Raw genomic sequence first — 19,351 nt, 5'->3', positions numbered from 1 at the left:
ATGGCAATGCTGGTTGTTGTAACAGAGACAGTCCCCCCTCGTCTGAGAGGACGTTTGGCAATTTGGCTGCTAGAGGTGAGAGCTGGTGTTTATATTGGCGACGTTTCAAAACGAGTACGAGAAATGATCTGGCACCAGGTGAGTGCCATGGCCGCAGATGGCAACGTGGTCATGAGCTGGGCAACCAATACAGAATCCGGTTTTGACTTTGTCACCTACGGGGCCAATCGTCGTGAGCCTATCGAGTTAGAGGGTATGCGCCTAGTTCGATTTTTGCCAGAAAACCCGCTCCAATAAATCCGTAGAATTTTCACTATGTGATTTGCTCTTTAAAAACAAGTGGTTACAATTAGTCCGTTCCCCGCAGGCGCGGGGATTAACCGCGGCCAACTTAATCCGCGATTCGGCAAAGCAACCGTTCCCCGCAGGCGCGGGGATTAACCGGCACGCAACTCTATGCAATCGACCCCACCGATCCGTTCCCCGCAGGCGCGGGGATTAACCGAAATATCGATGGGCTACACTGCCGAGATCGTGCCGTTCCCCGCAGGCGCGGGGATTAACCGTTTTAGCCCAACATTTACAAACGCTTGCGATTCCGTTCCCCGCAGGCGCGGGGATTAACCGCAATTCCCGACGATTTAATCCCTACCGCGTGGCCGTTCCCCGCAGGCGCGGGGATTAACCGCGGCAAAAAAACACTGGCTACGCGTGCAGGACCCGTTCCCCGCAGGCGCGGGGATTAACCGTGTTACCGTCGTGTCACCGCCGTTAAAACTTACCGTTCCCCGCAGGCGCGGGGATTAACCGCACCTGCCCCACCGTAATACCCCTGTGCTGCACCGTTCCCCGCAGGCGCGGGGATTAACCGAAGAAGACCTAGCCTGTATAACTAACGTGTCACCGTTCCCCGCAGGCGCGGGGATTAACCGGCGATGGACGAGGTCGCTATGTGCGCCCCAGACCGTTCCCCGCAGGCGCGGGGATTAACCTGTGGCTGCTGTGGAGCTGGCGACGATTCGCCCCCGTTCCCCGCAGGCGCGGGGATTAACCGCCAGTTGAGTGCGGCCCCGCGCCACCAGTTTTCCGTTCCCCGCAGGCGCGGGGATTAACCGCAATCACGGAGACGATAACGAGCAACCATTCGCCGTTCCCCGCAGGCGCGGGGATTAACCGACGGATTTATCTTAATACAGAGGGCAGGGCAACCGTTCCCCGCAGGCGCGGGGATTAACCGGGCTAATGTACATCGGCGATACAGTCGATATTCCGTTCCCCGCAGGCGCGGGGATTAACCGCTGATTGCGCGCTCTGGCCAGCGCGATAGGCGCCGTTCCCCGCAGGCGCGGGGATTAACCGCAACACACTGCGACGAGCGGTTAGCGTACCCGCCGTTCCCCGCAGGCGCGGGGATTAACCGGGTGCAACGTGGACATTCCACCCACCTATGCGCCGTTCCCCGCAGGCGCGGGGATTAACCGATTGGACGGAAGTTCCGTTTATCGGCTATTACCCGTTCCCCGCAGGCGCGGGGATTAACCGTGTAAAGATTAAAAATAAACCCTGTACTTTAACCGTTCCCCGCAGGCGCGGGGATTAACCGCGAGAAAAACAGCGATAGGAGCAAAAATAAGACCGTTCCCCGCAGGCGCGGGGATTAACCGTTTGGGAGATGGACACAGCAGACGGCAAAAAACCGTTCCCCGCAGGCGCGGGGATTAACCGGTAGCGGCGATCCCTACACCGCCTTTGGCCGGCCGTTCCCCGCAGGCGCGGGGATTAACCGGTTGAGCTGCTAGAGACGATACATGTTAGCCACCGTTCCCCGCAGGCGCGGGGATTAACCGTACAGCTCCCACGCAGCTAGGGGCATTTTACGCCCGTTCCCCGCAGGCGCGGGGATTAACCGATTTCTGAACGCCGCGTATTAAATTTGGTGAACCGTTCCCCGCAGGCGCGGGGATTAACCGTCGTTCGCATCTACAACGGATATTGCGTTTAGCCGTTCCCCGCAGGCGCGGGGATTAACCGCATCAGGCAATCTATAGTCACATGAATATTGACCGTTCCCCGCAGGCGCGGGGATTAACCGTGATTAACTTTCTGCAATTGATCCGAAGTAAACCGTTCCCCGCAGGCGCGGGGATTAACCGTTTAGGCCTCCGAAATTGTTGTTTATGTTTGTCCGTTCCCCGCAGGCGCGGGGATTAACCGCCGAATCAATACGGGTCGAACACCTAGAGCTGCCGTTCCCCGCAGGCGCGGGGATTAACCGATGCAAGCATTTTCGCGTTACGTAACGCAAAACCGTTCCCCGCAGGTGCGGGGATTATTAGCCGTTCAGGCAGTGGCTTTACTATATAGACAACATTCGGTTAGTGGAAAAATAAAATATCGTTGATAAAAAACCCGCTTCGGCGGGTTTTTTATTTGAATCTTATTAAAATAAAATTCTTCTTGCCTCTTCTTAGTGTAATGTCATCAAAATCAAAAGAGTCACGCCTTTAACATAAAAATAAGAGGTTGTTTTAGCCTGTATTATTCCTGTCTAAGCCGGATTTTTGTTAGAGCAAAAATCAAGATTTTACCCTAATTGATGTTTGTCTAGAGCGAGGCATGTTTTTAACATGCGCCCCAATGTTTAGGGCGCACATTCCGCATGTTTTAGTTTCTAATGCGGCTAACTTTGTCGTCTTTAAAGTATACGATCATGGTGTTAAAGCGACTGTTCCAGTACTTCCACTCATTATCATCGGTTGAGTGAGTTTCGTGGGCGGGCGGATAGCCACGCGCTAATAATACGGCTTTTTTACTCATACCTTTTTTAACTTCGCCGCGCTCGATTGCTTTGCGTTCTGCGCTGCTAAAACCTTGTAGGTCAACTTTTTTCTTACCAAAGTAGCGGAAGAATATTTCACCCATTTCTTGATGGGTGTATTTCTCGGTGTTAATTAATACCCGCTCTGCGCCATTATCGCTTAAGGTAAATTCTACTACCTTCGCGTTAATGTCGTTAATGTTTACTTGGGTGTTGACGGGAATAAAGCGGTTTACGCCATAGTTGACGGTTTCGTGTTGATTTTTGTAAGTCCAAAAACCCACTTGGGTGTAAAGTTGCTGCCCTACACTGGACTCTAAACCTTTGGGTGGCGTGGATGAACAGCCAATGATGAGACTGGTTGCCAGTAGTAAAATAAGGGCCGTAATACGTTTCATTCTATCCTCCATAATGTGCGATATGGGTTAATGTTTTGTGATGTTGATGCGAGGTTGTTGCAACACTAGAGCAAAATTGCCGTTAACCTGCTATCGGCAATAGCATGCCGAAGATGATGGTTAGGCACAAGTGTTAGAGCCTGTAATTGAGGGCCATTAAGCTTACGGGCGTATTTTTGTATGTGCTAGGCTTATGGCAAAACGTTTGATTAGGGTGATGCTGTGATTGCGTGCTGCAAGTGGTTTGTCTTGGGTGGGTTGTTGTTGCTGCCAACGGCTTACGGTTTTGAGGTTCAGGGCGAAGGCGAGGTGGTGTGGGTGGCCGATGGTGATTCGTTTTATTTTAAGCCCGACGACACCTTGATGTGGGAAAAGCTAAAGCGGCGTGCGCGTGACAAACAGGTAGAGACGGGGCGTTGGCTGCGGGTAGGGGATAGGTTTAAGTACGAGGATAAATCGTTTTTAGTGCGCGTTGGCAATGTGAATACGGCTGAGTCTGCACCTTTAGGGCAAGGTAATAGTACCGCTGCGGGGCAGCTGGCTACGGCGTTTGCTAAACAGGTGTTGATGGGGACTCGTGGTACGTTGTTTTGTTGGGATATAGGTTATTACGGTCGGCCTATTTGTTCTTTTTGGACCCATGACTGGGAGTATGGCCAGCGGTTGATTGCAAATGACCATTCGGATTATGTGACAAAATATGGTCGGCATCCGCGTTTTCATAAAAAGTATGTGGGTGCGATGCAAGCGCGTTAGCGGTATAACAATAATTTTGCCCAGCCCGGTTTGCTTTTATAAGCGCCGGGCGTGAGCGTAAAGCCGCCGGTTTAAAACGGCGATGGATATTGTTTGTGCACCTCGGCAATATCCTGCAGGACATTGTCGCTTAGGGTTAGCTCAAACGCGTTAATATTTTCTTTAAGCTGGGCAAGGTTAGTGGCACCAATAATAGTAGAGGTAACGCCGTCTACTTGGTTGCACCAAGCCAGCGCGAGTTGCGCGGGGGTTAGGCCGTGCTTTTGGGCAACCTCACAGTAAGCGGCGACGGCGGCGTTGCTTTGTTCGGTATCGCGAAATAAGCCGTTGCGTTGGATAAAGTTCCAGCGGCTGTCGCTAGGGCGTGCACCGTTTAAGTATTTGCCGGTTAGTGCGCCGGTAGCAAGGGGTGACCAAGGTAGATACGCCACTTGTTGGTGTACGCAGTTTTCGATTAGGTATGGCCAGTCTTTGCTGTGCAGTAAGTTAAATTCATTTTGAATGGCGGTTACGCGCGTGAGGTTGTGTTGCTCGCTTAAGCGTATGTATTCGTTAATGCCCCAAGGGGTATCGTCTGATAAACCAAAGTGACGAATCTTGCCGGCTTTTACGCAGGCATCTAACGCTTGCAAAATATCTAACATTTGGGCGGACTGTTCGGCGCTGTTGACCTGACTAAAGTTGACGCGCCCCGGAGCGTGTTTGCCAAAATGTGGCGAGGTGCGGTTGGGCCAATGCAGTTGGTAAAGATCGATGTAATTGGTTTGTAATCGGGCCAGAGAATCGTCCACGGCTTGTAAAATGCTCTCACCTGTTATGTCGCTACCGCCACGAATATAGGGCAAGCCGTTTCCGGCAATTTTACTGGCCAGAATAAATTCACTGCGCCGCGTAGGGTTGGCCGCTAGCCAGTTGCCAATAATAGTTTCGGTGGTGCCATAGGTTTCGGCCGTGGGAGGCACGGCGTACATTTCGGCGGTGTCGATAAAATTAACGCCTTGCGCTAGTGCGTACTCTATTTGTGCATTGGCGTCGCTCTGGCTGTTTTGTTTGCCCCAGGTCATGGTGCCCAGGCAAACCCGAGAAACGTTAATGCCGCTGTGGCCGAGTGTGCTGTAGTGCATGTTAAAACTCCGGTTAGTCGTTGGTGCCCGTTGTCGCAATCCAAGGCTGGCGTAATTAGACGTTAGTGGGCGATTTTTCTTGCACCACCACCCAGGGTTTTATGACTACGGCCCAAACGGTGGTGTTAGTGTCAAACCACTGTTTGGCTTGCGCGTCTGTTACGGGTTGAACCTGATCAGCTCGCATCCACTGTTCTATTTGTGCTGCATTATCGTCGGCCATGGCGGTGGCAACGGCGGTTAGATCTAGCCCTGGGGCAACGTAAATGGCTGCGCCGCTGGCAAAAAAACGCTGTAGTTCGTGCCAGGGGATTTGGGCGGTTTCTAGGTTTACTTTGGCTTTGAGTAGGTTGTCGTCGGTCATAGGCGGTTAACGTTTTTTAGGTTGAGGTACGAGCGTTGTGAGCTAACGTCACTTTGCTGTTGTTGCGTTTGCCTAGTTTATCGCAAATGCGCTGGCCTGCGGCCATCAGCTGATGCAGGTTAATACCGTGGCTGATGCCTAGGCCATCGAGTAAATAAATGACGTCTTCGGTGGCAACGTTGCCGGTAGCGCCTTGTGCGTAAGGGCAGCCGCCTAAGCCGGCCACTGAGCTGTCGATAACAGTAATGCCCATTTGCAGTGCGGCAAAAATATTGCTGAGTGCCTGACCGTAAGTGTCATGCATATGCACGGCGAGTTTGTCGGCGGGAATTTCGGTGAGCAAACAATTTAACAGGTGCTGAGTATCGGCGGCCGTGCCTGCGCCAATCGTGTCGCCTAACGAAATCTCATAGCAGCCCATGGCAAGTAGCTCGTGGGCAATGGCTAGACAAGTTTGCGGCGCAACTTTACCCGAATAGGGGCAGCCTAAGACGCAAGAAATATAGCCGCGCACGGGTATATTTTGCGCGTGTGCGGCGGCGGCCACTTCGGCAAAGCGCTCTAAGCTGGTGTTAATGTCGCAGTTGAGATTTTTTTGGCTAAACGCTTCTGAGGCGGCGGCAAAAATCGCGACTTCATCGGCCCCAGCGGCAAGTGCCCGATCAAAGCCTTTAATGTTTGGCGTAAGAGCGCTGTAGGTAACCCCTGGCAGGCGGCTGATGCCAGCAAACACCTCGGCACTGTCGGCCATTTGCGGCACCCAGTTGGGATTGACAAATGCGCCGGCCTCGATGCGCTGTACGCCAGCGGTGGCCAAAGCGTTAATTAAGGCAATTTTGTCTTCTAGGGCGATGGTTGCGGGTTCATTTTGCAGGCCGTCGCGGGGCCCCACCTCTACGATACTGACCCGTTGAGTTAACGGCATTAGTCTTCGCCCCAGCGTGGCATTAGGTCTTGCTCTAACCCCAGCTGGTCTAAAATTCGTGCGACTACAAAATCGACTAGATCTTCTACCCGATCGGGCTGCATATAAAAACCGGGGCTGGCGGGCAGCACCATGGCGCCTAACTGGGTGATTTTAAGCATGTTTTCTAAGTGAATAGCCGAGTAAGGCGTCTCGCGTGGCACCACGATTAATTGCCGGCGCTCTTTAAGGGCGACGTCGGCGGCGCGCTCGATAAGGTTATTGCTGGCGCCACTGGCAATGCTGGATAAGGTGCCGCCACTGGCGGGGCAAATAACCATGGATGTCGGCGAGCTGGAGCCAGACGCAACGGGCGAGAACCAGTCGTCGCGGCCAAATAATATTAACTGTTCGTCATCGGCGCTGTAACGTTGGCTTAAAAACAATTGTTGTTGTTCGAGGTTTGCGGGTAGGTCTAAATTCGTTTCGGTACGAATCACGACCTCGGCAGCACTGGATAACAATAAGTACACTCGGCAGTCGGCGGCCAATAAACATTGCAATAAACGCAGGCCGTATTGCGCGCCCGAGGCGCCGGTCATGGCGAGGGTAATGGTGCGTGGCACAGTAGCAACTCCTGTCGTTTAGATAATGTATAGGGCTGAGATTACATCGCGTGTTTTGTCAGTTGTTGCACCAGCTTTTGGTGCAAGCCGTCAAAGCTGCCGTTGCTCATAATCACGATGTGGGTATTGGCCTCGGCCAGTGCCAAGGTGTCGTGAATCAGTGAGTCGAGCGAGTGGTACAGCTTAGCGGGTATAGGCGAGCTGTTAACCACCTCTTGCATATCCCAATCGGTGTGCGGTGGTTGATACCACAGTACATCATCGGCATGGACACAGGCGGGGGCTAACGATTTTTTGTGCGTACCCAAGCGCATGGTGTTAGAGCGCGGCTCGATAATGGCAATAATTTTATCGTCGCCGACTTGTGCGCGTAAACCTTTAAGGGTGGTGTGAATGGCGGTCGGGTGATGAGCAAAATCGTCGTAGACTTTAACGCTGTGAATATCGGCAATGCATTCGAGCCGGCGTTTTACGCCTTTAAATTCGGCCAGTGCTTGGGCGCTAATCTCGGGTGTAACGCCTACGTGGCGGGCGGCAAGCATCGCGCCAATGGCGTTGCTAACGTTGTGCTGGCCACTCATAGACCAGTGTACCTCGGCCACTTGGGTGTCACCGTCATAAAGGACAAACTGTGAGCCATCGGCTTTGAGGTTTTTACTTTGCCAGCGGCCCTCGGGGCCAAAGGTTTGTGCTTCGCTCCACAGGCCTTGTTGTATCACCGATGTTAAGGCCGCCTCTTGCGCGGGGTAAATCACACAGCCTTCACTGGGTACGGTGCGCAGCAAGTGGTGAAATTGTTTTTGAATGTCGGCCAGCGAGGCAAAAATATCGGCGTGATCAAACTCTAGATTGTTTAATACCAGTGTACGCGGTTGGTAGTGGACAAACTTAGAGCGTTTGTCAAAAAAGGCGCTGTCATATTCATCGGCTTCGATTACAAAAAAGGGTGTGTCGCCCAAGCGTGCCGATTGCGGAAAGTTTTGCGTTACGCCGCCAATTAAAAACCCCGGTGCCATACCGGCGTACTCTAAAATCCAGGCGAGTAAGCTGGCGGTGGTGGTTTTTCCGTGGGTGCCGGCTACCGCTAATACCCACTTACCGGGCAGTACATGCTCGCGCAGCCACTGGGGCCCCGAAGTGTAGGGTAAACCTTGGTTTAGCACCGCCTCTACCGCTGGGTTACCGCGGCTTAAGGCGTTGCCAATAATGACTAGATCGGGCGCGGGCGTTAGTTGCGCGGCATCGTAACCTTGCACCAGCTCGATACCTGCCGCCTCCAGTTGGTTGCTCATGGGCGGATACACGTTTTGGTCTGAGCCGGTTACTCGGTGTCCAAGGGCTTTGGCCAGCTGCGCCAAGCTGCCCATAAATGTGCCGCAAATGCCAAGAATATGTATGTGCATAGAAGAATGTGCCCCGCAATAGTGCTGCGAGCTTAACACGAGCGATTGCGCGGCAAAAGTGGGAGCTAGGCTCAGTGGCTAAGCGGCACAACAGCGCCACTTTGGCCCGAGCGATAAGCTTAGCTGGTTTCTAGGTAGCGTTTCTTTTTGGCCGCTTTCATCTGGGTTAAGTCGCCCATAAACAAACCGTCTAGGCAGTTGCCAAAATCTGAGTCGATACTAAACGATAGCAGTTGGTAGCCACCGGGCTCGTATAGGGCGGCATACTGCTTGTACAGTGTGGGCACTTTGTAGCCGGCTGCGCTAAAGCACTGCTGTAAATGCCGAAATCCATCGGCAACCTCAAGGCCACTAAAGGCGTGCTCGAGCTCGGTGTGGGTAGCCGCGTCGATAATATGGGGATGGTGTGCAATGGCTAGCGCGGGCGCCGCCTGATAGTAATGTTGGTAAAAGTAGACGCACAAGTCTCGCAGCGCTTTGGGGTAGTTGGCGCTCATGCTCACCGGCCCCAATACATAGCGAATACTGGGGTCGTGTTGTAAGTAGGCCCCGAGGCCCTGCCATAAATAATCTAAGCTGGCTTTGCCCCAGTAATCGGGGTGAACAAAGCTGCGGCCCAGCTCTACGGCCTGTTGCAGGTGTATATTTATGGTGGGCTGATAATCAAATAGCTCGTTAGTGTATAGTCCGGAGGCTCCGTGCTCGCGCAAAATGCGCGCGCAGTCACCAATGCGATAGGCCCCCGCAATGCACAAGCGGTGTTCGTCCCAGAGTACTAAGTGCCGGTAGTGCTGGTCGTATTTATCTAAATCGCGCCGGCTACCGGTGCCTTCACCGACTAACCTAAATGTTAGCTCACGCAGACGCCCGATCTCGCGCAATACGGTGGGGTGGGTGTGATAGTCACACAAAAATATGTTGTTGTTATCTGCCGTAACCCCGATTTTTGTAGCGCTTGCCAGCTCGGCTTTCAGTGCCGCGCGATCTTCTGGGTGGGCAATGGTGCGCTCGGTAATAAATTGTGGTTTATTTTTTTTTCGCAGTTTGTACAGGTGCTTTTTTAAGCGCTGAATCAATGCTTTGTCGGCGAGTTTATCGTTGCGTAGCTCGGTGTGTGGGATCGCCTCGCCCACCCGAAACCGAATCTCGCTCGAGTGTTTTTTAAACATCTCATGGGCAAGCAGTGCGGTGCCAAAAGGTTTGTAGAGCATTGAGGCGCTGTAAAACAAGAGTGAATTTTTCGCCTCGATAAAAATGGGCAAGACGGGGGCGGATGTTTTGCGCGCAAAATGTAAAAAGCCTGCGTGCCATGCGCCATCGCGAATGCCTTTGGGGCTGGCGCGTGAGACTTCGCCGGCCGGGAAAATAATCACTGCTTCGTCGTTATTGAGGGCGCCTAAGATGTCTTTATAGCTTTTCCGGTAGGCGCTGCGGGTCATATTGTCGAGCGGTAAAAAAACGTTGTGTAGCGGTTTAAAGGCCATCAGCATATCGTTGGCCACAATCCGCACATCTTTGCGCACTTCGCTGACCATACGCAGCAGTGCCAAGCCGTCTAGCGAGCCTATGGGGTGGTTGGCAACAATAACGACACGGCCTTGCGCTGGGATGTTATTGCGGTCGCGGCTGCTGACGTTGTAGTTAAAGTTAAAGTATTCAAACATCTGGTCAATAAAGTCGATGCCGCGCAGGCCGCTGTGGTTGTGTAGAAATTGGTTGATCTCTTGCTCGTGGGTGAGCTTGCGCAGTAATGATAGCGTTGTGCCGCGAATGACCGGGCCGCTGTTGGCAAAGCGGGGGAATTTCTCGGTTACAGATTGTTCGATATTTAGCATAGTTCTCGCCCATAGCAATAAGCCGCACCGGATAACACAAGCCAGCAGGGCTTGTGGCGGTATGGGCTTACGCTAGGAGCAAAGCGTGACAGATGTGTGATGCTTTTATGACGTTGAGGTGACGGCGCGTGCTTGCGCGAGCTGAGTTAGCTGTTGCTCTTGGCGTTGCAGTAGTGACTCGTATGGCGGCTTAATGTGTTCTAACTGGTTATCGCTGCTGATTTGCACGTGCTCGGCCAGTTGCTCGCATTGCAGTGCGGGATCGACCCAGACGGCGGGAGTTTGGTGCTCGGGTGGCATTTGGAGTGGCTGCTGGTAGCTGGCCAGCAGCGAATTTGGAGCGTCCTCGTCCAGTGTGGAAAGCACGTTGGCAGCCAGTTTTAACGGTGGGCTTGGCCCGTTTAAGCTAAGCCTAAGTGCCAGCTGGCAAATGCACAGTGCGTAAAAGCTGGCATCGGCTAAGGTGTCGCCGGTGACTTGTAGCTGCATACGATGGCCGCGCAGGGGCTGTTTGCGACCGGTGTAGAGTGCAAGTATGCCGCTAAGGTTGTGGTCAAAGCATTGCAGCCGCTCTTGAAAACCGGTGTGCGACAGCTGTTGCTGCAAGGTTTGCAAGTTAAGAAACACCAATTCAATAACAACCGCGTGTTGTGGTGTGTCGGGGTTTGTTGTCTGTGCTGGCGCGACTTCTTGCTCGGCGCTAAGCGCCGCTGTGAAGCGGGGCTGTTGGCCGGTGTGGCGCAGCCAGAGTGCGTATAGCAGCCAAAGCGCGATAATAGCTGTTAGTACGGCAGCGGCCCAAAGCCATAAAAATAAACGGTACTGCGATATTACCGGTGGCTCTTGCAGGGTAATGGTTAGGTGTCCGACAAAGTGAGTATCAAGAGTGATGGGGGCGTTAAAATGTGGTTGTTGGTAGCCGCGCGGAGCTGTGCTGGTGCCGCTCTCGACTAATAAGCGGTTTTCTACATCGTGAATGTTGGCGCGCAGCACGGCGGGCTGCTCGGCTAGCGATTGCACAATAACCTGTAGGCTGATCATATCTTGTGCCAGTGCGGGCTCTACCGCCTGTGCGGCGCCACGGTCGGCCAGCGCTTGGCCGTATTGCTCGGTGTACGCGGCCTGCTGTAACCCGGCAAAATGCAGCACCAATGCCGCCCCCAGCACGCCCAACAACAGCATGATAATAGTGCAAAGCCCAAGCTCTGGGTGCTGTTTTAGGTGTTGGTGTAAAGACATGAAGAATCCGGTGAGTAAAGTTTGTCGCGGCATTTTAGCGCAATTAGTATCGGGCCGACTATAAACGCTATAATAGCGCTTTTGAGATGTGATCTGGTAACGTGAAACAAATCCTTTTGATTAACGCCGCCGGTGCTGACCGGCCGGGCGTCACCTCTGTGATAACTCAGGTATTGGGTCGCTACGATGCGGCTATCCTAGATATTGGTCAGGCGGTTATCCACGATAACCTAGCTTTAGGGCTGTTGGTGGCGATTGATACCGATCGCATTGCTGAGCCTGCGCTGCTGACCGAGCTGCAAGGTGCCACGGTTAAACTTGGCATTGATGTGCGCTTTACCAGCATTAGCAATGACAACTACGAGCACTGGGTTGCGCAACAGGGTAAGGCTCGCTATATCGTCACGCTGTTGGCGCGCGAGGTGACTGCTCACCAAATTGCCGACTTGACCGAGGTTACCGTTCAGCACGGTTTGAATATCGATAATATCAATCGCCTGTCGGGACGCATTGGACTTGCCAGCATTGATACTCGTGCGAGCGCCTGTGTCGAGTTCTCGGTGCGCGGTGAACCGGCCGACCGCGAGGCCCTGCGCGCTGACTTTATGGAGCTATCCACTCGCCACGAAATAGATATCGCCTTTCAGCGCGATACGGTGTATCGCCGCAACCGTCGCTTAGTGTGCTTTGATATGGACTCAACCCTGATTGAAGCCGAAGTGATCGACGAGTTAGCTAAAGCCGCCGGAGTGGGTGAGCAAGTGGCTGAGATTACCGAGCTTGCTATGCGTGGCGAGCTAGATTTTAACGAGAGCTTTGCGCGCCGTATGGCACTGCTTAAAGGTTTAGATGAGAGTGTGTTAGCCGGTATTGCTGCTAATTTACGTATTACCGAAGGCGCCGAAAAACTGATTAGCAGCTTAAAAAAGTTGGGTTATAAAACGGCGATACTATCGGGCGGGTTTCAGTACTTTGGCGAGTACCTGCAAAATAAGCTGGGTATTGATTACGTTTATGCTAACACCTTGGATATTGTTGATGGCAAAGTCACCGGCGAGGTAAAAGGTCAGGTGGTCAACGGCGAGCGCAAAGCCGAGCTGTTAACAATGTTGGCCGAGCGCGAAGGCATTACCACCGAGCAAACCATCGCGGTAGGCGATGGCGCTAACGATTTACCCATGTTGGGCGCAGCCGGTTTGGGTATTGCCTTTAGGGCGAAGCCTTTAGTGAAGGCCTCGGCCGAGCAATCCATATCGACGTTAGGGTTAGATGCAATTCTTTATTTGATGGGATTTCGCGAGCGCGATCAAATCTTGTAGCCATAATAATTAAACGGTAAGCGGTGGCAGGTAACATTTACCGCTTACCGCTTACCGCTTACCGCTTACCGCTTACCGCTTTGCAAGTGGCCTCTGGCATAAACCACTCTTGCTCACTTTGGCGATGTTTTAGCAGGCACTTACCTTTTGTTAGATACAGCTCAAAGTGATCGGGTCGGCCGAGCCATGAGTCCTGCGCGCCGGCCGAGCTTAGGCTGCGTGGTCGGCGGCTAGTGTCGATCATTAGCACTGGATCATTGGTTAAGGCTTGGGCCGATAGTGTTACTTTGGTGTTAAGAGCGGCACTGATGATGCTTGTTAGTTGCGTTTGTGTCGCCTCGTTTGGCGCAACCAGCAATGCCGGTACGGGTTCCGGCATTGCTGTGCTTTGACAGGCGCCGAGTGCGCTGGTTAATAGTAGCCCAGCGCAAATACGGGCGATTGAGTTGAAGCTAATCGTTAATGTCATACTTATATTCTCTTAGCGGCGCAAAATCATATCGCCGAGTCCTGGCGGTTGAAAAATCACCCCGTCATCGGTGCCAACCGTGCGCGCTTTTTGCAGCCTTGCTTGGCCTTTGTTTGAGCTTGCGGCTGGGCAGCTACCGGTTGTTCGGTAGTGCAGTGCAGCGGCTAGACGGGCCTCGGCTACGTCGCCCAGCAGGTGGTTGTAATCATCGCTAACGACGCAACCGGGCAATTCGGCCGGATTACTGCTATTGGCGGCTCCGGGGAAAAACCCGTCGCTGTACTCGCCGTAACCTTTAGCGTTGGCCGATTTAAATTGAACCGTAAAGTAACTACTTCCGCAGTTATCCAGTACGTAAGCCCCGTAAGGCTTGCCACAGGTGGCGGCGCCAATTTGCACAACCTCAACATCAATACCTGTAAGCCCGTTAATGATAGCCTCGGAGGCGGAGCAGGTGTTGGGTCCGGTTAAAACATAAAGACGATTTAAATTTAGTGCAGGTAGTGCCTTACCGGCAGGGCCAAAAAAACCTGGTGTGGTGTTGTGAAAAGCCAAAGGCTCGAGAGGGTCGCCGGTAAAAGGATCAAAGTTTGGGTGCTGATCGTTAAACTCCATGCGATTGAAGGTTTTGTTGGCGGTGTTGCTGCCGGCAATCATGTAGGCCAGCTCGTTGGCGATATCTAGGTAGCCGCCGCCGTTGTAGCGTAAATCTAACACTAAGTCGCTGACACTATCATCGCGAAATTGCTCGATGGCATTAATTAATGCGGCTTCGGCGGTGGCGATGTGGGAGTTAAACAAGATGTAACCTACGTTTCCCGTTCCGGTATTAATTGTTTTTACTGTGTGGGTCGGGGCAATGGTGATTTCTGTGGATGTTAACTCGATCGTGCGACTGGTATTGGCGTTCAAGTCGCGTACTTTAAAGGTGTGGCTTTGATTTAAACCGGATGGAAACAATCCGGCGTTGAGCGTATCAATACCGGCTTGAGTATTATCATTAACAAAATCAACACCGTCGATTTCTAACACGCGTGCACCGCGACTCAGGCCTACCAGAGCGGCGGGTGAGTTGGGTTGTACATAAGAGACTACCGCCTCGCGTGGAGATGTCGCTTTTAGCAGCGCCCAAACGGCACCGTAGCCTGCCTCGACCCCAGCTTGTGTACGCTGGCGATATTCGTCTGTGGGGGTGCTCCAGTGAAACTGATCTTTGTCGTTGCCGGTGGGCGTGGTGGCTGTGGTTTTCATTAACTGAAAATAGTTGGCGGTGCTGTAAAGCGCGGGGTTTAGGTCTTCGACCTCGTCGTACCACAGGTAGGTGTAGTGGGTTAGCGAGCGTAAAAAGAAGTTTTCTTCGGTGCTGCTACCGGCTTGGTCAGGATAAGGTAAGTCGTTATAGGGGGCGATGCCAGTGCGCGGGTTTTCACACTTGTCCCAATAGTTACTCACAGGGCCATAAACGCCTTTGGTCCAAGTTAACTCGACGCTGCTTGATGAGCTACTCGAACTAATTGATGAACTGCTAGAGCTGATGGACGAACTGCTACTAACGCTGGCAACCGAGCTTGAGCTTGATTGGGAGAACTTGGGATCGGGGCCACCACCGCCGCCACCACCGCATGCGGTGAGTGTTAGTAGACTAACGGCAATTAGCGCCGCGGGTATAGCGCTTTGGCGCTGGGTCAAATATTGCCAAGTATTAAAGGCCATAATATGCACTTATCCTTGTACTTAATGGGTGTCTGTTCATGCGTGGCATGAGCAGGTTAGGCCCGCTTAATGGGCTCTGTATTGCTTAACGTCCCGCTATTATGGCGATACCTGCCGTTGCTAACAACACCCAAACGACCAGCGGAAGTTGTGATGGGTCAAAGTTTTGCAACGCAGGATTGTTTGCCCCAAAAGCGAAAACCCCTGCGCTGACTAGACTAAGCAGCGCGGCTATATGGCCATAGCGACGCCGTTGTTGAGTTTTTTCTTGGCGAGCGAGTTGCTCGCGCGTCAATGCCAGCTCGCGGCTCCACTGGCCGATATTCTGTACTTGTTGCAGGCCGTTAAACATTAAGTGGGGCACCTCGGGAAACTTTTCCAGCCACTCGGGGGCATAGCGTTTAAGCTCGCCCCACAGCGTGCGAGGGGCAAACCGATTCTTTAACCAGCGCTCTAAAAATGGGTGGGCGGTGCTCCATAGGTCTAACTCTGGATAGAGTTGGCGGCCTAGCCCTTCAATATTAAGTAAGGTTTTTTGCAGTAATACCAGTTGTGGCTGCACCTCCATATTAAAACGCTGGGCGGTACGAAACAGGCTAAGCAGGACGTGACCAAACGAGATGTCTTTGAGCGGCCTTTCAAAAATAGGCTCGCATACGGTGCGTACGGCGGCCTCTAACTCTTCTATGCGGGTGTGCTCGGGCACCCAGCCGCTTTGTACATGTAGTTCGGCAACTTGGCGGTAGTCGCGGCGAAACATCGCCAGCATATTGCGCGCTAAATAGTACTGATCGGCCCGTGTCAGCGAGCCGACAATAGCCATATCGACAGCGATGTATTGGGGTTGCTCGGGGTGTTCGCGCGAGACAAAAATATTGCCCGGATGCATATCGGCATGAAAAAAGTTGTGCTCAAATACTTGGGTAAAAAAGATCTCGACACCGCGCTCGGCCAGCTTTTTCATATCGGTCTTTTGCGCATTCAGTGCCTCTAGCTGAGTGACTGGAATACCTGATATACGCTCCATTACCAATACGTTGTTGCGGGTGTAATCCCACATGATTTCGGGAATATACAGCAGCGGTGAGTGTAAAAAGTTGCGCCGTAACTGCGAGGCGTTGGCGGCTTCACGCTGTAGGTCTAGCTCGTCAAAAATAGTGGTGCGGTAATCATCGACGATCTCTACCGGGCGCAGACGTTTACCGTCGGCGCTGTAGTGTTCAAGCGCTTGGGCTAATAGGTGTAGCAGGCGGGTGTCTTGGCTAATAACGCGCTCGATGCCGGGGCGCACCACTTTTACCACTACCTCGCGGCCGTCGTGCAGCACGGCGGCGTGTACTTGTGCCACGGATGCCGAGGCCAACGGCTCGCGGTCAAACTGAGCAAAAATAGCGTCGACGCTATCGCCCAATGATTTTTCCACCAGTGCGCAAAAAGTTTCTTTGGCAAACGGTGGGACATTGTCTTGCAGGCCGCTTAAAGCTTCGACGATATCGGCGGGAATAAGGTCGGGGCGAGTGGATAACAGTTGGCCGAATTTGACAAAAATTGGGCCCAATTGCTCGCAGGCTAAACGCAGCCGATCGCCGCGACTAAGTTTACCCACCGGTATTAAATGCAGCGGGCTAAGCAGCAGCCTAAGCCACCACGGCAAACTGTGGCGCGGCAGCAATAAGTCGAGCCGGTAGCGGGCAAAGGTAAATATTATCCGGCACAGGCGAAGCAGAGCAAACATCAGTGATCCTTGTGATCTTGGCGCGCTCGGAGGCGGGCAATGCGGGCGCCAAGTCGGTCTAGCGCCAAACGGGTGTTGTCGATATCGTCGACAAACAATGCAAACTCGGAGCGGCCTAAAACAGCGGAGGATTCCTCGGCTAAGTACTCGCGAACTAAGCGCTCGGCACCTTGGGCGCGCTCGCGGCCCCAACCGCTGGCGGTGCGTAATGAGTTGGCTAAGGTGTGGGCCGGCAAGGTGCCAATAAGATCGGCCAGTGCCATTTCCCAGTCGATATCCAGCTGTCCGGCAAGCCCTTGCAGCTGCGCTAGTACGCCGGCATTACCGCTAATACTAACGCCGCTGCCGTACAGACTGTGTTGGTCGCCAAACAGCAGTTTGGCGATATCGGCGCCACTGCCACTTAATGTGGCCGATACGTCGTCCTCGTAGTGGCCAGCTAATGTAATATCGGCGGCGCCAAACTGAATATACATTTTTTGCGCAGGCCGGCTACAGTCAATCAGTAGTGTTTGACCTGCCAGTTTGGCCAGTTGCGCTTGGGTGCCTGGATCGTACCGCAGCGCGGTAGTTACGGCTTTTTCTAGCACAATAAACAGGGCGGTAATGGCGCTGGGGTTGCTCATTAAGGTTTAACGCCCATATGCAGTGCGACAATACCGCCGGTCATGTTTTGAAACTCAGTCATGACAAAGCCGGCACTGTCCATCATGCCCTGCAAGGTTTTTTGGTCGGGGTGCATGCGGATCGACTCGGCCAAATAACGGTAGCTGTCAGAATCGTTGGTGATCAGTTTGCCCATTAATGGCAGCAACTTGAACGAGTAAGTGTCGTAGGCTTTTTCGAGCAGCGGGTTGCCGGGCTTGGAAAATTCTAAAATGAGCAGGCGGCCACCGGGCTTAAGCACTCGTAGCATCGCCTCCAGCGCCATGTCTTTATCGGTGACATTGCGCAAGCCAAAAGCAATGGTGATGCAGTCAAAGGTGTTGTCGGGAAAGGGCAAGTACTGAGCGTCGGCTTGTGCAAACGTTAGGTTGCCAGCAGCGCCGCGATCGAGCAGACGGTCGCGGCCGACATTGAGCATCGAGGCGTTGATGTCGGCTAACACTACCAGCCCATCGGGGCCGACTTTACGGGAGAACTGGTAAGACAAATCGCCCGTGCCACCGGCAATATCTAATACTTTGTGGCCGGCGCGAACGGCGGATTTCTCGATGGTGTAGCGTTTCCATAATCGGTGTACGCCCCCCGACATTAAGTCGTTCATTAGATCGTACTTGCCGGCGACCGAGTGAAATACATCGGCGACGCGCTCGGCTTTTTTGTCGGTCTCGACTTGCTCAAAGCCGAAGTGGGTGGTTTTTTTCTCGCTCATGGCACACCTTGCTATCGCCGGTTTTCGGGTCGTCATTGTAACCGAGCCGGCTCTGGGACGCGACAAGTAGGCGCTATAGATGGCTGACAGATGGCGGCATGCAATACGGCCAATGCGGCAAGCGGGCGGATATGCTGGCGGTATCAACAGGTGGCTTGCTTTTGGCGACGCTAAGGTATCAGTATCGTGTTTACGACTGCAAGTAAGGGTAAAGTTGCCACGCCTGAGCAGGCGGAGTCGCTATACTGAGCGCTGCTTGAGTTTAATTCGCCGTGTTGGGGCCAACCCATACGCTGCGACTTTGCAGTACAACCAATAACAAATGGAGTGCCTTTATGAGTATTTTTAAACGATTTTTAGCATCATGCTTGCTTGCTGTGACGGCCCTGAGTGGCGCCGTAAGCGCGGCCGAGCCCGAGCTTAGCGTGCAGTTGTGGTCGGTAAAAGATGATTTGAGCCAAGATTTTAAAGGCACCTTAGAATCTTTGGCTGATATGGGCTTTGATGCAGTGGAGTTTGCCGGTAATTTTGGCCCCTACGCCAACGACCCTACTGGCTTAAAAGCGTATTTAGCTGAAATTGGCCTTGAAGCCTCGGGCGCCCACGTGGGGTTTGATCAGCTTAGCGATGATAAATTTTATCAAACCGTAGCATTTTATCTGGCGCTTGGTGCCGATTACCTAGTTGTCCCTTGGGATGAGCGTGCGTTTAGCCCTGATGGTGTTGCCGATGTAGCGGCTCAGCTAAACGATGTGGCTGGCAAGCTGGCTGCCTATGGTTTGCTTTTTGGTTATCACAACCATGCGCAAGAGTTAGCGCCTTATAAAAACACGACTTTTTGGGACTATATCGCCACCCATACCGATGACCGAGTGGTATTACAGCTTGATGCTGGCTGGGCAACGGTAGCGGGTAAAGATGCGGCCGCTTATATTCGCAAGTATCCGGGCCGCACTATCGCCACCCATATTAAGGCGGGCTTGCCCGAAGGTACCACTGGCAAGCAAACCATTTTAGGACAAGATGTTGCCGACTGGGCTGCGGTAATCACTGCGGCTCGTGAGGTGGGTGGCACTCAGTGGTTGGTGGTTGAGCAAGAAGAGTATCCAGAGGGAATGACGCCATTGCAGTCGGTTGCGGCATCGGTTGATGGTTTGCGTGATATTATGGCGAATATGTAAATTCGCCGGGCTTCCCGGCGCCAGCCGGTAGCGCCCATCTGGCAGCAAAATGTTAAGCTGGCGGTGCAACTTACGGGCGGATGAGCCGTCTG

17 protein-coding genes and 1 CRISPR repeat array are annotated in these 19,351 nt (G+C 53.1%); of the genes, 4 read left to right on the top strand and 13 right to left on the bottom strand.

From position 1 onward, the window contains the following. Entirely contained in the window at window positions 1-297 is a 297-nt protein-coding gene (cas2e, locus tag GILYN3_RS09270; RefSeq protein ID WP_049722717.1) for a type I-E CRISPR-associated endoribonuclease Cas2e, read from the top strand. A 57-nt stretch (window positions 298-354) separates the two neighbouring features. Further along, window positions 355-2,336: a CRISPR direct-repeat array (repeat unit 29 nt; unit sequence CCGTTCCCCGCAGGCGCGGGGATTAACCG). A 328-nt stretch (window positions 2,337-2,664) separates the two neighbouring features. Here the strand turns inward: cas2e and GILYN3_RS09265 are convergent. After that, the gene (locus tag GILYN3_RS09265) at window positions 2,665-3,216 is read right to left on the bottom strand and encodes a hypothetical protein (RefSeq protein WP_049722716.1); all 552 of its coding nucleotides are present in this window, start codon (window positions 3,214-3,216) and stop codon (window positions 2,665-2,667) included. A gap of 222 nt (window positions 3,217-3,438) precedes the next feature. Here GILYN3_RS09265 and GILYN3_RS09260 point away from each other — a divergent pair, with 222 nt between their 5' ends. Then, window positions 3,439-3,972: a hypothetical protein gene (locus GILYN3_RS09260; protein WP_049722715.1), complete on the top strand. Its 534-nt coding sequence runs from the start codon at window positions 3,439-3,441 to the stop codon at window positions 3,970-3,972. Between the two features lie 71 nt (window positions 3,973-4,043). Here GILYN3_RS09260 and GILYN3_RS09255 read toward each other — a convergent pair whose 3' ends face one another. The 7 genes from GILYN3_RS09255 to GILYN3_RS09225 form a co-directional block, all read right to left on the bottom strand. Next, complete coding sequence (locus GILYN3_RS09255; protein ID WP_049722714.1) at window positions 4,044-5,096, bottom strand: aldo/keto reductase; 1,053 nt, start codon at window positions 5,094-5,096, stop codon at window positions 4,044-4,046. 55 nt (window positions 5,097-5,151) lie between these two features. Then, the gene (locus GILYN3_RS09250) at window positions 5,152-5,460 is read right to left on the bottom strand and encodes a DUF2288 domain-containing protein (RefSeq protein ID WP_049722713.1); all 309 of its coding nucleotides are present in this window, start codon (window positions 5,458-5,460) and stop codon (window positions 5,152-5,154) included. Between the two features lie 16 nt (window positions 5,461-5,476). Next, entirely contained in the window at window positions 5,477-6,385 is a 909-nt protein-coding gene (locus GILYN3_RS09245; RefSeq protein ID WP_049722712.1) for a hydroxymethylglutaryl-CoA lyase, read from the bottom strand. Continuing rightward, the gene (locus GILYN3_RS09240) at window positions 6,385-6,990 is read right to left on the bottom strand and encodes a flavin prenyltransferase UbiX (RefSeq protein WP_269745933.1); all 606 of its coding nucleotides are present in this window, start codon (window positions 6,988-6,990) and stop codon (window positions 6,385-6,387) included. Before GILYN3_RS09240 ends, GILYN3_RS09245 begins: the two co-directional genes overlap by 1 nt. A 41-nt stretch (window positions 6,991-7,031) precedes the next feature. After that, on the bottom strand, window positions 7,032-8,393 hold the full coding sequence (gene mpl / locus GILYN3_RS09235; protein ID WP_049722711.1) for a UDP-N-acetylmuramate:L-alanyl-gamma-D-glutamyl-meso-diaminopimelate ligase: 1,362 nt from the start codon (window positions 8,391-8,393) through the stop codon (window positions 7,032-7,034). A gap of 119 nt (window positions 8,394-8,512) precedes the next feature. Then, window positions 8,513-10,228 carry a GNAT family N-acyltransferase gene (locus GILYN3_RS09230; RefSeq protein ID WP_049722710.1) on the bottom strand — a complete coding sequence of 572 codons (1,716 nt, stop codon included), beginning with the start codon at window positions 10,226-10,228 and terminating at the stop codon, window positions 8,513-8,515. 105 nt (window positions 10,229-10,333) lie between these two features. Beyond that, window positions 10,334-11,467, bottom strand: a complete 1,134-nt coding sequence (locus GILYN3_RS09225) for a hypothetical protein (RefSeq protein ID WP_049722709.1) — start codon at window positions 11,465-11,467, stop codon at window positions 10,334-10,336. Between the two features lie 101 nt (window positions 11,468-11,568). Here GILYN3_RS09225 and serB point away from each other — a divergent pair, with 101 nt between their 5' ends. Next, window positions 11,569-12,786, top strand: a complete 1,218-nt coding sequence (gene serB / locus GILYN3_RS09220; protein ID WP_049722708.1) for a phosphoserine phosphatase SerB — start codon at window positions 11,569-11,571, stop codon at window positions 12,784-12,786. A gap of 58 nt (window positions 12,787-12,844) precedes the next feature. Here the strand turns inward: serB and GILYN3_RS09215 are convergent, their stop codons facing one another. The 5 genes from GILYN3_RS09215 to ubiE form a co-directional block, all read right to left on the bottom strand. Next, entirely contained in the window at window positions 12,845-13,255 is a 411-nt protein-coding gene (locus GILYN3_RS09215; protein WP_049722707.1) for a hypothetical protein, read from the bottom strand. A 12-nt stretch (window positions 13,256-13,267) separates the two neighbouring features. Then, window positions 13,268-14,968, bottom strand: a complete 1,701-nt coding sequence (locus GILYN3_RS09210) for a S41 family peptidase (protein WP_084005322.1) — start codon at window positions 14,966-14,968, stop codon at window positions 13,268-13,270. Window positions 14,969-15,053: 85 nt separating this feature from the next. Continuing rightward, window positions 15,054-16,703, bottom strand: coding sequence for a ubiquinone biosynthesis regulatory protein kinase UbiB (gene ubiB, locus GILYN3_RS09205; RefSeq protein ID WP_049722706.1), 1,650 nt, complete (start codon window positions 16,701-16,703; stop codon window positions 15,054-15,056). Continuing rightward, window positions 16,703-17,329, bottom strand: a complete 627-nt coding sequence (locus tag GILYN3_RS09200; RefSeq protein ID WP_049722705.1) for a ubiquinone biosynthesis accessory factor UbiJ — start codon at window positions 17,327-17,329, stop codon at window positions 16,703-16,705. Before GILYN3_RS09200 ends, ubiB begins: the two co-directional genes overlap by 1 nt. Next, window positions 17,329-18,078, bottom strand: a complete 750-nt coding sequence (ubiE, locus tag GILYN3_RS09195) for a bifunctional demethylmenaquinone methyltransferase/2-methoxy-6-polyprenyl-1,4-benzoquinol methylase UbiE (protein ID WP_049722704.1) — start codon at window positions 18,076-18,078, stop codon at window positions 17,329-17,331. The genes GILYN3_RS09200 and ubiE overlap by 1 nt, the downstream gene beginning before the upstream one ends. A gap of 335 nt (window positions 18,079-18,413) precedes the next feature. Between ubiE and GILYN3_RS09190 the strand changes: the two genes are divergently transcribed. Further along, window positions 18,414-19,259, top strand: coding sequence for a sugar phosphate isomerase/epimerase family protein (locus GILYN3_RS09190; protein WP_049722703.1), 846 nt, complete (start codon window positions 18,414-18,416; stop codon window positions 19,257-19,259). Window positions 19,260-19,351 lie beyond the last annotated feature (92 nt).

The organism is Gilvimarinus polysaccharolyticus (genome assembly GCF_001187555.1).
In the GTDB taxonomy this organism is placed as follows: Bacteria; Pseudomonadota; Gammaproteobacteria; order Pseudomonadales; family Cellvibrionaceae; genus Gilvimarinus; species Gilvimarinus polysaccharolyticus.
Note: the sequence above shows the minus strand (reverse complement) of the source record. Positions and strands in the feature narration are given on the sequence as shown.